We start from the raw sequence: 14090 nt of genomic DNA on the forward strand, positions 1-14090 counted from the left end.
GTAGGGCTCGATGAACTCCCACTCCGCGTCCGTCAATTGCACTCGCGTCACGCAAAACGATCTACCAGATCGGACCCCGAAACGAGGGCGGATCCCGCAGATTGATCACAACCAAATACACGCCCTAAGGCTCAATTGTCCTGTCTCGTTGAACTCAAGGCATGATGCGTCTCTAACCTGCGGTGCACCAGATTGGATGAGACGATGCCGAGCGGAATCACCTCATCGATCATGAGGCATTTCGATGTAATCCACGGTGGTGCTCCGGATCAGCGGCTGTGGGGCCAGAACTGCAGGAGAAAGACCTCGGCCTCGTAGTCTTCGCTCCCCAACTCGAAGTACTCGACGTCCTCGGGCTCCAGTGCTAGCTCGCGAGCCGACAGCCGGACTTGCCAGCGCGTGTCGCGCGCGCCCAGGTCGATCTCGAGCGGGCTCGCGACCTCGTCATCATCCTCGAGATGGACGACCCCCGATGTCAGCCGGAACTGGACGACGATCTGCTTGTCCCAGACGCCGGCGGCCGTGGGCGGCGGCTCGGCGGTCCAGACCTCGAAGATGAACCTGCCTCTGACCAGCTCCAGCACATCGTCGCGCCGCACGATCGTCTCGATCACCATCAGATTCTGGGTGGTGGAGCATAATTCATCACCCAAGAGCCGCGCGTCTTCTGTGTCGATGGTCGGGCCGTCGGCGTCAGCGAGGAGATAGCGTCCATATCTGCGCCGGAAGGTGTCTTCGATGGTTATCAGCAACTCGGTCATAAAATCTTATGCTGTCACTCTGAGGGGCCACAGAGATTCCGGACAGCCGTCTTGTGGTCGTAAAGCCTATGCGGCTGCTTGCTGTGAGAGGGACTCGTTGAGTACCTCCAGTGGTGGCCGATAGCCAAGCGCCGAGTGCAGGCACCCGTGTCGGCGACCTGATCGGAGAGGAACCCGCTCTTCGCCCGGCCCTTGTCACAAGAACAGCCTCGGCTGTCTGCGATCAGGACCCTTCCCAGCACCAACGGCTGTCCGCCGGTTCCTCCTCCCCGGAACAGGTCGCGATAGGGCTCGATGCGTACGCGTAGGGGGTTTCGAGCCGGTTGACCGAGGGCCGGCCGGTGGCGGCGTACTGGTCGATGGATGCCCTGGGTGGCGGCATCCGTGGGGCTGCCTGGGCGGGGTCGGTCGGCTTGCGCTCTCCCAAAGTGGGGCGATGGTCGTGAGCGGCGACCGGCCCCTGCCCTGGGGAAAGGGGACGGGGGCGGGGGAGGAGGGCAGGCCCTGCAGCAGGGCGCGTACCAGGACGGTCGGCGTGGTCGGCGGTGGCCGGGCGGGTGGAGGGCCACGTGCGCCAGACGCGGCCGAGGAAGGCCGCCAGCTGGAACGGCCACTGGCGCGCTGCGGGCGGGACGAGCCTGGGTGGAGTGGTCGGGTTTCACGGCTGCCCCATGGGCTGTGCCATCGGGCCGAAGCGCCGCTGCAGCTCATCATCGGCACGGCTCGCCACAAGAACCACACACTGCCATGCGCTACGTCAAGCCTGTTGTGACGCGATCACGTGTCTCTGGTAGCCCCCGTCTTACCGGCCGTTACCAGGATCGTTCTCCGGCAGGAACCGCCGGGGAATTCTGCGAGTCCGCCTGATGATCCAGGCAGCGGCTCGGGTACGCCAGCGGGGTGCCTGTGCCTCGTCAGATGGATGGCGGCCCGGCTCGACCGTCCGCCGCTCGATCAACGCCTGGGCCGCCGCCAGGCCGTAAAGATCGTCTAGAGCGGGGTCGGTGGCCAGTGCGGCCAGGTGGGTAGAGCCCCGTGTGGCATCCCGTTCGGCCAGGGCCTGTGCCGCCGCCACGCGGTAGAGGCTGTGCAGGTCCGTGTCGGCGGCCAGCACGGCGAGCAGGTCGGTGGCCCGCGCTTCGTCCAGGTCGGTGAGTTCTCGCGCAGCCGCCACGCGCTCGCCACCGTGCACGGTGGGATCGGCGGCCAGCGCGGCCCAGACCTCCGTGGCCCGCAGATCGGCGAGTTCGGCCAGGGTTTGAGCCGCTCGCACACGGTATAGGTCCTGCAGGTCGGAGGTGGCGGCCAGCGCGACGAGCAGGTCGGTGGCTCGCCCGTCGCCCAGCGCGGCCAGCTCCTGGGCGGCCAAGACACGGCCGTGTCCGCTCAGGGCACGATCGGCGGGCAGCGCGGCCAGGAGATCGCAGCCTTGCCGCCCATCCAGTTTGACCAGTTCCCGAGCTGCCGTGACACGGGCGTCGTACAACGTGGTGTCGGTGGCTAGCGCGCCCCACACCTTCACAGCCTGTCGGCCATCCAGGTTGACCAGTTCGTGCGTCGCCGTGACGCGGGCGTTGTTGGACAAGGTGGTGTCGGTGGCTAGCGCGGCCCACAGCTGCGCGACGTGCTGATCACCCAGTTCGGCGAGTTTCCGCGTCGCCGTGATGCGGCTGTCACCTGTGCGTGCGGGGTCGCCGGCCAGCGCGGTCCACACGTCGGCCGCTCGTGGATCGGCCAACTCGGTGAGTGACTGGGCGAGGATGACGCGGTCGCCGTCGCGCTGGGTCGGGTCGGTGGCCAGCGCGGCCAGCAGGTCGGCGGCTCGTGCGTCACTCGATCTGGCCAGCGACAAGGCCGCTGCCGCGCGGTGCGGCCCGTACAGGGCGGAGTCGGTGGCCAGGGCGGCCAGGAGGTCGAAGCCGTGTGGGTCGTTCAGCTCGGCCAGCTCCCGTGCCGCCGAGACGCGGTGTTCACCGTTCAAGCTCGGGTCGGCGGCCAGTGCGGTCAGCAGATCGTGGCCTAGCTCGTGATTCACATCTGCCAGTGCCCGGGCGGCGTCGACACGCATGTGTCCGGCACGGGCGGAGTCGGTGGCCAGCTCCTTCAGGGTGCAGGTGGCCGCGTCGATGGTCTGCGGGGTCAGCGTAAGGCCGTCGGCGGCGAGCTGAGCGATGTACCTCGCGCCGATGCTCCAGCCTGCCGAGCGGTGCAAAGCCGTCGTCAGCCGTGGCGGCACAGGGAAAGGCGGTGCTCCTGACGGCCCGCCCAGCCAGGCGGCGACGAGGAATCGGTCGTAGCTAGACAAGCTGACCAGGCCTCTACGGCTTCGCCAGCCGTACAGTGAGCGGGACGCCTGCCTGCTGAGCCGGGCGTCAGCGGCCACGTGCCGGGCGGCCAGGAACTCGCCGATGGTCTGGTGGATGAAGGTGTAGGTTCCGCCATGCGCGGAGATCAGGCCGGTACGGCACAGCAGGTGCTCGCGCCGGGCCGTCCAGTCGAGTGGCAGCATGCCAGGCGGGCACAGGTGGTCGGTGGCGTGCAGTACCTCGGTCAGCAGATCGGCCGCGGGGTCGTCGTCCATCCCATGCCGATGATGCTGCCGGGCAGCGACACGGCCCAAGGTGGCGAGGATCGCATCCGGCAGTTCAGGGACGAGGGGATCGGTCAGGCGTTGCCGCAGCAGGAGCTGGAAGTTCTGATAGATGCTGTAGCGGTCGCGGGGCAGCGCCCTGCCGGGCCCGGCGGCGTGGAGCTGACACAGGATCGTGGCCAGCAGCGGGGTGCGGGCCAGCTGTGCCAAGGCCGGACGCGTCGCTTGGGCCAGGAAGCCGTGCACCGCGGCCTCGGGGTCAGGCAGCTGCGCGGGGTCCAGGTCGTGGGCCGTGCGCATCCAGCCTTCGGCGAAGGACCGAAGCTGGCTGGGCTCGAAGGGCAGGAGCTCATAGACGAGCAGATGCGGGTCCCGTTCCAGCGCTGCTAATTCCCCTTCGGAGAGCGGGCGGCTCGTGAGCACGAACCGGTACGGACCCGCGCGGTGTTCGCCCAGCAGCTGGGTCAGCTGCAGTCGCTGCCGTATGTCGGTGATCTCGTCGAGGCCGTCCAGCAGGACCAGCCAGCGGGAGGCGGGCCGGGGCAGGCGGTCGAAGATTTCCGCGTTCAGCGCTGGTACCCGCCGCCCGGACAGCTCATCACGAGCTGCGGCGGCAACCTGCTCGGCGAACGACAATCCCCGCACGGTGAGGTACGCGGCGGGCACGTAGACGGGAACCTCGTCGACCACGGCGGCCTCGCCGTTCCGCACGGAGGCGGCCAGAGTGATCAGAACGTGGCGGAGCAGGCTGGATTTGCCCGCACCAGGACCGCCCAGCAGGAGCACGTTATGGTCGGTCGACACGACCGCCTCGGCCGTGAGCCGCACCCCGGACGCGCCGGACGCGTATGGACTCCCCGTTTCGGCGTCCGCTGTGCTGAACCGTGGCCGGCTGCGCTGCTGTACGTACACCTGTGACAGCGGCGGCAGCCGGGAGCCGGGCAGAACGCCCGGGTAGGGGTGGGCCTCGGCGGTATGGCGAGCGGCAGCGAGATAGGGCTCCAGCCAAGGCTCGCTTCGAGGCGCGTCGCGGGCAGCGCGCCACCACGACAACCAGGCCCGCTCCTCCAGCAAGCCCGCAGTCATCTCGTCTGCGTCGATGCGACCCTGCTCCTGACGCTTGCGCAGCGCCTCCAGCAACGCCTTGACCACGGCCTCCAGGAGAGGTTGGTCCTGCGGAAGGTCCGCACCGGTGGACCAGGCGCTGATCCGCTTGCGATCGACGAAGACCCTCCTGCCGACGCCGGCGGCCTTCCCGGCGGCAGCAGCGCCGGTGACGTTCATCCGGTGCTCGAGGATGGCGGTGGCCCGCTGGGCGATCTGGGTGTTGCTGCGGCCGCACAGCCGCAACCCTTCGCCGAGCCGGTCGGCGAACCAGCGGCGCGGATCGTCCCGCGGACCGGTCATCCGAGGTCACCCGTCCGGCCGGGGCCGGACCGGACACTTTCCTTCGCCTGGGAACATGGCGCTGACCTGCAGACTGTCCGGCAGTCCCAGGAGCGAGGGCGGGACACCGCCGACACAGAGCCGGATGCTCGCCGCATGAACGTCGTTGAACTCCTCGTCGAGTTGGTGCAACTGACCGCCGCCGTGACCGCGCTGGCGACCACCGTGCAGGACGCCCGTGAGCGGCGTGACCGCGAGCGGCCTGAGACGTCCCCGGAGGACGGCTGACCCACGACTGCTCGGGCCGGTATGTGTCATCGCACCGACCGCGCTGAAGTGATCTCCGCTGCGAACAGTCATAGCGCCCATCCCACCACGACCCGGCACTGTCCGGCTGAGTAATCAGCGAACCCGGTGGTTCGGCGATAGGTAGGGGACAGGACGATGGAAAGTGTAGGCGCCACGCACGCGATTGCGAACGCCTGCAGGTGCAACGATGCGGCGGCCTCGCGGGGGGCGTTGTCTGCCCATCAGACGTCACCGCGCGTACCTGGGCCAACACCACGGCATTGCTGATGTCGTGACGAGGCGCCAAGGACGCGATTACCGGCCTGCGGGCGGCGCAGCTTCGCCGGCTGGGGCCGACGCCCCAGGCTCAACGCTGAGCACCCGGGTTCGCGGGCGGCGATGTGCCCGCACGGCGGTCACGGCCACCGCCGCGGCGTGCGCTCAGTGCTGACTCTTAGAATCCTTTGCGTGATCAGCCGCAGGGCGCTCAACCGCGCCACCCTGGCTCGCCAGTTGTTGTTGCGCAAGCACACGATGCCGGCGCTGGAGGCGGTCGAGCACCTGGTCGGGTTGCAGGCCCAGGCGCCGTTCCCGCCGTACTTCGGGTTGTGGTGCCGCTTGTCGGGCTTCCGGCCGCAGGAGCTGGCCGAGCTGCTGACCGAGCGGCAGGTGGTGCGGATCGTGCTCATGCGCGGCACCGTGCACCTGGTCAGCGCCGCCGACTGCCTGTGGTTGCGGCCGCTGGCGCAGCCGATGCTCACCCGTACCTTCCAGAGCGTGTACGCCGCCCGCCTCGCGCGCGTCGACCAGGACGCGGTGGTCAAGGCGGGGCTGGAGCTGCTGCGAGAGGGGCCGATGACGGCGGCGGCGCTCGGCACGGCGCTGGCCGGGGCCTTTCCCGGCGCGGCGGCCGACCTGTCGCAGATCCTGCGCAGCCTGGTCGCGCTGGTCCAGGTGCCGCCGCGGGCGGTGTGGGGGGAGACGGGCCAGACGGCCTACGTCACGGCCGAGGCGTGGCTGGAGCGGGAGCTGCATGCCTCGCCGTCCCTTGAGGAGCTCGTCCTGCGTTACCTGCGGGCGTTCGGCCCGGCCACGGTGGCCGACGTGCAAGCCTGGTCGGGCCTGACCGGGCTGCGCGAGGTCGTGGACCGGCTGCGGCCCCAGCTGGTGATGCTGAGCGATACGGTGTTCGACCTGCCGGACGCGCCCCGCCCGGACGAGGACACTCCCGCACCTGTACGACTCCTCGCGCCGTTCGACAACCTGCTGCTCAGCCACGCCGACCGCACCCGCGTCATCTCCGACGAGCACCGCAAGCGCGTCATCACGATCAACGGCCAGGTGCACGGCACCCTCCTGGTCGATGGTTTCGTGCACGGCATCTGGAAGCGGGACAAGGCGGTGGTGACGATCGAACCGTTCGCGCCCTTGACCGACGCCCAGGCCGAACAGGTGCACGCGGAGGCGGCGGAGCTGCTGGAGTTCGCCGAGCCGGGCAAGGCGCACCAGATCAGAGGGGTGTAGCGAGGTCGACCGTGCACTTGGGCGTGGCCCGCCGAGTCAGGTTCCAGGGTTTCGCCCGTGCCTTATCGGGAGCAGGGACCGCCAAAGGACACGCGTGATCGAGTACGGCGTGCCTTACAACGGAGCCGCGACCATCGCCGGGGCGGAGGAGGGCCTGGCCAAGCGGGGGACAGGCGGGCCGCGTACTCGCCCATGACTGGCACGCAACTGGTCGACCGCGACCGCCAGCCACCTTCGCGAAGTACACGCCCAGCCCCGCCAGCCCTGCCACCGCGACCACCGCCCCACCGCGGGATCACGCATCGAAGGTGCCCGAACGTCCGGAAGGACAGCCTCGGACGCCATCAGGAGTACTCGAGGACTCCTGGCCGGACCCAACAGGCCACCCAAGCCCTGCGACATGCCCTGGGCGCCGCTTCACGCGCAAGGCATCGGCGATGTTCGCTTCTTACGCTTCACCGTCCAGGCCAGCACTGATCAGCCAGATATGCTCGCAGGTCGAAGATGCCTTCTGCAGTTGCTCGCGAGACTGTTGCGAGGCGTGGTAGAAGGTCCGCTCGATCATCCAGCACAGGGCGCGTGCCATGGCTGACGCCTGGTGTGGTTCGGTGCCGGCCTGAACGCCGGCTCGTTCCAAGACGGCAGTGATGGCTCTGATGAACAAGTCAGCGGTATGGCTCCACAGCTTGCCGATCTCCGGCACGGTCAACGACAGGTCGATCGCCGTGCGCATGACCAGGCCGTGCTCGTTCCACAGCTCGACCGTGCGCTGCATGGCCGCTGCGATGGCCTGGCGCGGCTCGTCGGTCTCCGCAGCGGCCCGGGATCGCTCCCACAGGTGCTCAACGGTCCGGGCCACGAGTGCCGTGACCACTTCTTGCTTGGAGCCGAAGTAGAAGTACAGGGCGCCGCGTGTGATGCCGGCGCCCTGTGCGATGTCGCCGACGGCCATGGCGTCGTAGCCCTTTTGCGCCAGCAGAGCTTCGCAGGCGTCCAGAATGGCCCGCTCCCGGACATCGCCCTTGCGTTCGGTGGTGCGTCGGCTCCGCGCGGGGTGGTGGCCGGGCATCAGAGCTGAGCGCCCTCGGCGAAGTCGGTCGTACGGGAGAGCGTCTCCCATGCCCGGATGTCCTCGTCCACGGCCACGCGCGCGGCGGTGACCAGTCGCAGCGCGTCCGAACCCAGGACGAGATGGGCCGGCGGCTGGTCGACCGACGCGATGTGCACGACGGCTTCCCCGGCCTTGGCCGGATTGCCCAGTTGGTTTCCGCTTGCCTTCTGCCGCGCTTCACGGATGGGGGTGAACAGCTCGTCGTAGTCGTCGATGGACCGCGCGGCGCGTGTCATGGACCGTCCCGCCCAGTCGGTGCGGAAGGAGCCGGGCTCGATCGCCGTCACGTGGATCCCGAACTGTGCGACCTCCTTGCCCAGGGCCTCGAGGATGCCTTCCAGGGCGAACTTGCTACCGCAGTAGGCGGACATGCCGGGCACGGCCATCAGCCCGCCCATGGACGTGACGGCCATCAAGTGTCCGCGGCGGCGCCGGCGCATGTAGGGCAGTGCTGCCTGCAGGGTGGCCACCGTCCCGAATACGTTGACCTCGAACTGCCGCCGCACCTCGGTCAGCGGGGTTTCCTCAAAGGTGCCCTCCAGGCCGTAACCGGCGTTGGCGACGACGACATCCACAGGCCCGACGCTCTGCTCTACCTCGGCGACCACACTCGAGACGGCGTCGCCATCGGTCACATCCAGAATGCGGCCGTGAGCGTACCTGGGTTGGAGCTCTTCGAAGGCCCGCAGGTCTTTCTCGGAGCGGACCGTTCCGACGACAGTGTGCCCGGCGGCCAGGGCGGCTTGCGCGAAGGCACGCCCAAGGCCCGTACTGACGCCGGTGATGAGCCACTTCTGCTTCTGCACTGCCCCTCCAGACAGGACTCGAAAGGAGCTGGACTGCCCCCTTCGTCCAAATTCTACACGGCGTCGATTTTTATCGTCACAGTGTAGATTCCGCTTCACGGCTCCGCCGACCGCCCTATGACGATCTTCCCGAGCAAGAGCAGAGGCCACCGGGTAAGCGGCCACGTAAACAGCGAGATGGACATCGTGCGCTGCTGACTCCCGTGGGACCAGTGGGCCTCACGGTTGATCATGGGCCGGCCGCCGGCGAACACCTTGCGCATCGCGTCCTGCACCGCTTCCGTGCCGATCCCGTCGATGACCTCGGTCAGGGAGCGGCCGACCCGGGAGTACGGGTAGCCGTCACTGAGCTGCTGGGCCGCCTCGTTCAGCCAGACGCAGCGCAGCTCCTGTCCCAGATGGCCATGGCGACGGGGAAGTTGCTGATGAGCGACTCCGGCAGTCGGGCCGCCGCGGCCATGGCCGGGCGTATACCGCGACTCCCGCGGGTTCTCGAGAAGCTTGGGGCGCAACGCAAGACTGGGCCCGCGCACTCGATGGTGAAGCGGAAGGCCGGCATGCCGGCCCAGTTCTTCAACTTTCTGATCGCCGGTACCAGGTCGGCGTCCACCGGCTGACGGGACACACCGTCGTCCAGCCAATCGACGAGTTCAACCGTCCTGCAAATACCGAGTACGGCGTCACCCGTGTACCTCCTTCCATCGAACAGATCGACGCCTTGTTCGGGGCTTGGCGTGAGGCGCTGTCCAATGCCCGCAAGGTTCTGCCTGCGTTGGCGTCACGGGGACTCAGGCAGGCTCGGCCAAGCCGGCGGTGAAGGCGGCAGCCTCGATGCCCTCTCCTGCGAGTTGCTCGACGGGTGCGTCCAGTCGGTCTTACGGCGGGCTGCCAGGGCCACACGGAAGTTTTCGCGCCCGAAGCGCCGGGCCACGGAGACGCCGAGCCGCGATACCAGCACCGAAAACGGCGATTACTTCGGATATGAGACCACTCCCTGCTAAAGGCAATTGACTTGAACCCAAGGGTCAGGGGGCGGTCCTGTCGGTGGCGTCGAGGTGCTGCGTCATCATGGCCTGTCCGGACGTCCAGCCGCCGTCCACCGTGATTTCCGCGCCGGTCATGTACGAGGCCGCGTCCGAGAAGAGGAAGGACACCGCCTCGCCGATCTCCTCCGGGACGCCGATCCGGCCCAGCGGGGCCAGGGGGAAGTTGCCTTCCCCCAACTGCGCGTTACGCTCCATGGTCATCGGGGTGTAGATCACGCCCGGATTCACGGCGTTGACTCGAATCCGGTGGCGCCCCAGCTCCGCCGCGGCGATCTTGGTCAGGCCCCGGACGCCCCACTTGGACGCTCCGTACCCCGAGACCCCAGCAAGCCCGATCAGTCCCGAAATGGAGGCGATGTTGACGATCGAGCCGCCGCCGGCCGCCCGCATCGCTTCGATGACCGCCTTCAGCCCGAGGAACACTCCGGTCAGGTTGACCTTCAGCACCCGTTCGAACCGCTCCAGCGTCTCGCTCTCCAGAGGTGCCCCCGCGGCGATCCCGGCGTTGTTGACCAGGCCGTCCACCCGGCCGAAGTGCTCGACGGTCGCCTCCACCACGCTCTTCCAATCATCCTCGCTGGTCACGTCGTGACGGAGGAACAGGCCCCGGATCTCGGAGGCGGTCTTGGCACCCTGTTCGTCGAGCAGGTCGGTGACCACCACCTTGGCTTCGCCCCGAGCCATGCGGGCGGCCATGGCCGCACCGATCCCGCGGGCGCCACCCGTCACGATCACTACCTTGTTCTGCAAACCAGACATGCTCGTCCCTTCCTGTTGTTCGTCGATCCGTTGAGCTGAGTCAGCGGAAAACGCGGCGATCAGGCGTTCCAGACACCGGTGGCCGCCGTTTCGCAGGCGTAGTCGGAGAAATCGAGATGCCGTCAACCAACGTGACATCAGCCGCCACATAGTGTCCTGAGCAGCGGAATCAGCTTCCGCTTCAAGCCGGCTTCGCCGTTCGCTGTTCGACAGCATGGCGGCTCGTTGGCCGTCGAGCAGGTCGCGTCGGTGATCTGCGGTATCGGCGGCCAACCACCAGCAGCTGGATGAGCTTGTCGAACACGACCCGGTCGGTGACCGGTCGCCGTTGGCAACCCAGCGGGTGGTCGGCCTGGTAACCGGCGGGACGGTCGGGCAGCAGCGCGGCAAACTGGTCCCACCGCGGGTTGGTGAGCCACGATGGCAGGGCAGGCACAGGTCCTGCTGGTGATCGGAAGCGTCGAGAACTTTTAGATCATCGAGGCTGGCGCCCGGCCGTTGCCTACCTGATGTCGAGCGCCCCTCTGGGGCACAGCCGGACGGCCTCGGCCGCTGCCTCGCGCAGCTCCCCGGAGGGATCCGGTAGGACTACCGCGACCCGTCCGTCGTCGTCCCCCTGGTCGAAGACCCCCGGCGCGGTGAGCGCGCACAGGCCGGGGCTGATGCAGACGGTGGTGTCGGCGGTGATCCGCATGCTCCGCCTACCAGGTGACGGGCAGGGCGTGGATGCCGTACGCGAGATTGCCGTGTTTGTAGGGCAGTTCGTCCACCGGCACGGCGACCCGCAGGGTGGGGATGCGCTCGAAGAGGGTGGAGAAGGCGATCTCCAGCTCCGCCCGGGCGAGGTTCTGCCCGAGGCACTGGTGCACGCCGTAGCCGAAGGCCACGTGGTGCCGGTTGCCGCGGTGAACGTCGAGCCGCTCGGGCTCGGGGAACACTGCGGGGTCCCAGTCGGCCGCGGCCAGCAGGGCGAAGACTCCCTCGCCCGCGCGGATCCGGGTGCCGCTGAGCTCGGTGTCCTCGGCCGCGATCCGGGTGGTGACGAGGTCGGCGATGCTGAGGTAGCGCAGCAGCTCCTCGATGGTGTCGGGGAGCAGCTCGGGATTCTCCCGCAGGGCGGTGAGCTGGTCGGGGTGCTCCAGCAGCGCCACGGTGCCCAGCGAGATCATGTTCGCCGTGGTCTCGTGGCCCGCGTTGAGCAGCATCAGGCACGTCATCACGAGGTCATCCCGGCGGAGCTCGCCGGCGGGCTCCAGGTGCTCGGTGACCAGCTTGCTCAGCAGGTCGCCGCCAGGCTCCTGCTGCTTGCGGGTGATCAGGCCGTCCATATAGGCGCGCAGCTCACCCAGCGCGGCCGCGACCTGCTCCGCGGTGCTCGTCCCTGACACGCCGACCATGCTCCTGCTCTGGAAGAACTCGTGGTCGTCGTAGGGCACACCGAGCAGCTGGCATATCACCAGCGACGACACGGGGAGCGCGAACGCCTCGACCAGGTCCACCGGCGGGGTCCTGGCGAGCAGGTCGTCGAGCAGCCGGTCGACGGTGGCCTGGATGCCGGGCCGCATCGTCTTGATGCGTTTGAGGGTGAACTCCTGGATGAGCATCCGCCGGTAGAAGCTGTGCTGTGGCGGGTCCATGCGGATGAACGGCGGGCGCTGCAGGACCTGCGCCTGTCCCGGGAGGAGCGTGGGGAAGCCGGGGCGGGTGCCGTCGGCGCTGAACACCGGGCTGCTCAGCACGGTCCGGACATCCTCATACCGGGTCACCAGCCAGGCGGTGCCGCCGGTGGGCAGCCGCACCTTGGAAGCAGGTTCCTCGGCGCGCAGCCGGTCGTAGTCCGGCGGTGGGGCGAACGGGCACTGCCGCCGGAACGGGAAGCTCCGGCTGTCAGGAGTCGTGGTCTGGGACATCAGCCTCTCCTCAATAAGCGGAGGGTAATCCTTCGCTTGCTGCAGACGGTAAGCTAGCACAATCGAAGGGATTCCCTCCACATCCCAAGGAGATGGGTACCGGTTGACCGAGAACACGACCCGACTGCGGGCGGACGCCCGTCGCAACCGCGAGCAGATCATCATCACGGCCCGCGAAGTCTTCCTCGAGCAGGGCATCCACGCGCCACTGGAGGAGATCGCCCGCCGTGCCGGTATCGGCATCGCCACCCTCTACCGCCGCTTCCCCGACCGCCACACGCTCGTCCAGCAGGTCGCCCTGGACAACCTGACCCTGGTCGGTGAGGAACTGGACCGCGCCACCGCCGCGCACCCCGACGCCTGGGACGCTCTCGCGCAGCTCATACGCCGCCTGGTGGAGCTGCGGCTCAGCATCATCATGCCGGTGCTGCTCCCCGGCCTGGAGGAGGACGCGCGCAGCGAGGGGGGAACACTGAGGGCGCGACGCGACCAGCTCTTCGAGCAGATGGAGCAGCTCACCCGCACCGCCCAGCAGGAGGGGCAGCTCCGCCAAGGCGTCAACCCCATCGACATCTGGCTCGGCGTCATCAAGCTGTCCCGCCCGCTGCCCGTCATCGGCACTGAACTGAACGAGCTGATTACTGGCCAGCAGCTGGAGCTGTTCCTCGGCAGCCTCCACGCCACGGCGCTGGACGCCTCCGAGCCGCTGCGCCGGCAGCCGCTGACCCTCGACGAGCTGGACCGCCACCTCAAGATGGCGGAGTAGCCAGTGCCGTTCTTCTCCTCTCTGCTGGCCATTCAGGCCGGGCAATTGCCTGCACGAGACGCAGGCGAAGGTCTGCGGCGACACCACCAGCGCGGACGTGCACCGCAGCTGGCAGGGGGACCAGGACCCAGGTTTCCAGGCGCTCTTTGAACCCAAGTCCTGTAGCGGTATGAGAAGACTCCGGCAGTGTGGAGCTAATGGCGTCATGGTGGGCGGGTTGTCGGCTTGATCTGCATCTTGTCGCTGGGACTGTCGATTCAGAGGCATTCCTCAACCCATGGACCGAACACGATCGCGGACTCGTAGGCAGGCCCCCCTCTGCAGCGAAGATGGCCGGGTCTACCTGTCCTGTGGGGATTCCGGCCAGTACGGGACCGCCTGCTGGGCGGCGGCCGCGATGGCCGCGCCGTCGAGTTCGACGATGCTCAGCTCTATGCCGCCGACGGGCCACTCCACGGCGAGTTGGAACCTCTCCTGGGGAGGCGAAGGCCACAGCCATAGCCCCCAGGTCGTGACACCTACGTCCTCGTCACCGCTGCGCATGGACATGCCCGGGAGCAGCAAGGACAACTGCGGGCCCGGTGGCGGATCCTGCGGGAGTTGTGTCCTGTCCCAACGTTGTCCGACGGTGGTGGCCTTGGCGCCGTCGGCGAGGCGCACGCCGAAGCGCAGCAGCTGGTCCGGTAACGGCTGCTCGGCCTTCACCCCGGTGACCATGTGAGGGAACACGGATAGTTGGAGGGCCTGGAAGTCGTCGGGGGATAGAGTCTGCCGTCGGGTGACGAGGTCCACGTTGATCAGGCAGCCGGTGCTGAATGCCTGAATCGTCGGCACGGTGATGGCGACATTCGGGGTGCGGGCCAGTATCAGCCCGCTGACCATCACCGCGCCCATCTCGTCCGCCGGCGGAGCGGACCAGGCCGGCCATCCAGGTTTGGGTGGGCGAGTCCGTTCTTCCTGAGCTGGCGGGGGTTCGAAGAACATACCTTCACCGTACGGAAATCCTGCGGACTGCGTGGTATGCGGATCATGGATAGCTTTCTGGAGAAAGACTCCACCGGCGATGGAAAGACCACATCCCGGACAGCGCCGCGCAGGCGTTCGCGGCGAACGCCGAGGTACTGGCCGAGCACAGTCCCCAGC

12 protein-coding genes and 1 pseudogene are annotated in these 14090 nt (G+C 68.1%); 3 read left to right on the forward strand and 10 right to left on the reverse strand.

Translation table 11 applies throughout. The features are described from left to right. Nucleotides 1-269 precede the first annotated feature (269 nt). Together ACBJ59_RS61770 and ACBJ59_RS61775 are read right to left on the reverse strand one after the other, a co-directional pair. Entirely contained in the window at nt 270-761 is a 492-nt protein-coding gene (locus ACBJ59_RS61770) for a hypothetical protein (RefSeq protein WP_375119222.1), read from the reverse strand. Between the two features lie 802 nt (nt 762-1563). Further along, a complete protein-coding gene (locus ACBJ59_RS61775) occupies nt 1564-4635 on the reverse strand; it encodes an NACHT domain-containing protein (RefSeq protein ID WP_375119223.1) in 3072 nt (1023 codons plus the stop codon). Between the two features lie 258 nt (nt 4636-4893). On the opposite strand from ACBJ59_RS61775, the gene ACBJ59_RS61780 reads away from it, so the two are divergent. Further along, a complete protein-coding gene (locus ACBJ59_RS61780) occupies nt 4894-5025 on the forward strand; it encodes a hypothetical protein (protein ID WP_375119224.1) in 132 nt (43 codons plus the stop codon). Nucleotides 5026-5493: 468 nt separating this feature from the next. After that, entirely contained in the window at nt 5494-6549 is a 1056-nt protein-coding gene (locus tag ACBJ59_RS61785) for a winged helix DNA-binding domain-containing protein (protein WP_375119225.1), read from the forward strand. A 448-nt stretch (nt 6550-6997) separates the two neighbouring features. Here ACBJ59_RS61785 and ACBJ59_RS61790 read toward each other — a convergent pair whose 3' ends face one another. From ACBJ59_RS61790 to ACBJ59_RS61820, 7 genes and pseudogenes are all read right to left on the reverse strand, one after another. Then, a complete protein-coding gene (locus ACBJ59_RS61790) occupies nt 6998-7618 on the reverse strand; it encodes a TetR/AcrR family transcriptional regulator (protein WP_375119226.1) in 621 nt (206 codons plus the stop codon). Beyond that, nucleotides 7618-8466, reverse strand: coding sequence for an oxidoreductase (locus ACBJ59_RS61795; RefSeq protein WP_375119227.1), 849 nt, complete (start codon nt 8464-8466; stop codon nt 7618-7620). The genes ACBJ59_RS61790 and ACBJ59_RS61795 overlap by 1 nt, the downstream gene beginning before the upstream one ends. Nucleotides 8467-8561: 95 nt before the next feature. Then, nucleotides 8562-8978: a PAS domain-containing protein gene (locus ACBJ59_RS61800; protein WP_375119228.1), complete on the reverse strand. Its 417-nt coding sequence runs from the start codon at nt 8976-8978 to the stop codon at nt 8562-8564. A 513-nt stretch (nt 8979-9491) separates the two neighbouring features. Continuing rightward, nucleotides 9492-10487: a glucose 1-dehydrogenase gene (locus tag ACBJ59_RS61805; protein ID WP_375119229.1), complete on the reverse strand. Its 996-nt coding sequence runs from the start codon at nt 10485-10487 to the stop codon at nt 9492-9494. A gap of 17 nt (nt 10488-10504) precedes the next feature. Then, a pseudogene (locus tag ACBJ59_RS61810) lies at nt 10505-10707 on the reverse strand (IS5/IS1182 family transposase); the annotation flags it as partial. A gap of 66 nt (nt 10708-10773) precedes the next feature. Continuing rightward, complete coding sequence (locus tag ACBJ59_RS61815) at nt 10774-10965, reverse strand: ferredoxin (protein WP_375119230.1); 192 nt, start codon at nt 10963-10965, stop codon at nt 10774-10776. A gap of 7 nt (nt 10966-10972) precedes the next feature. Then, nucleotides 10973-12181 (reverse strand): cytochrome P450, encoded by a 1209-nt coding sequence (locus ACBJ59_RS61820; RefSeq protein ID WP_375119231.1) that lies wholly within the window; start codon nt 12179-12181, stop codon nt 10973-10975. Nucleotides 12182-12284: 103 nt separating this feature from the next. On the opposite strand from ACBJ59_RS61820, the gene ACBJ59_RS61825 reads away from it, so the two are divergent. Then, the gene (locus ACBJ59_RS61825; RefSeq protein WP_375119232.1) at nt 12285-12947 is read left to right on the forward strand and encodes a TetR/AcrR family transcriptional regulator; all 663 of its coding nucleotides are present in this window, start codon (nt 12285-12287) and stop codon (nt 12945-12947) included. A gap of 339 nt (nt 12948-13286) precedes the next feature. On the opposite strand, the gene ACBJ59_RS61830 is transcribed toward ACBJ59_RS61825, so the two are convergent. Further along, entirely contained in the window at nt 13287-13931 is a 645-nt protein-coding gene (locus ACBJ59_RS61830; RefSeq protein WP_375119233.1) for a hypothetical protein, read from the reverse strand. Between the last annotated feature and the right edge of the window lie 159 nt (nt 13932-14090).

The sequence above is a fragment of the Nonomuraea sp. MTCD27 genome (genome assembly GCF_041950495.1).
Classification (GTDB): Bacteria; Actinomycetota; Actinomycetes; order Streptosporangiales; family Streptosporangiaceae; genus Nonomuraea.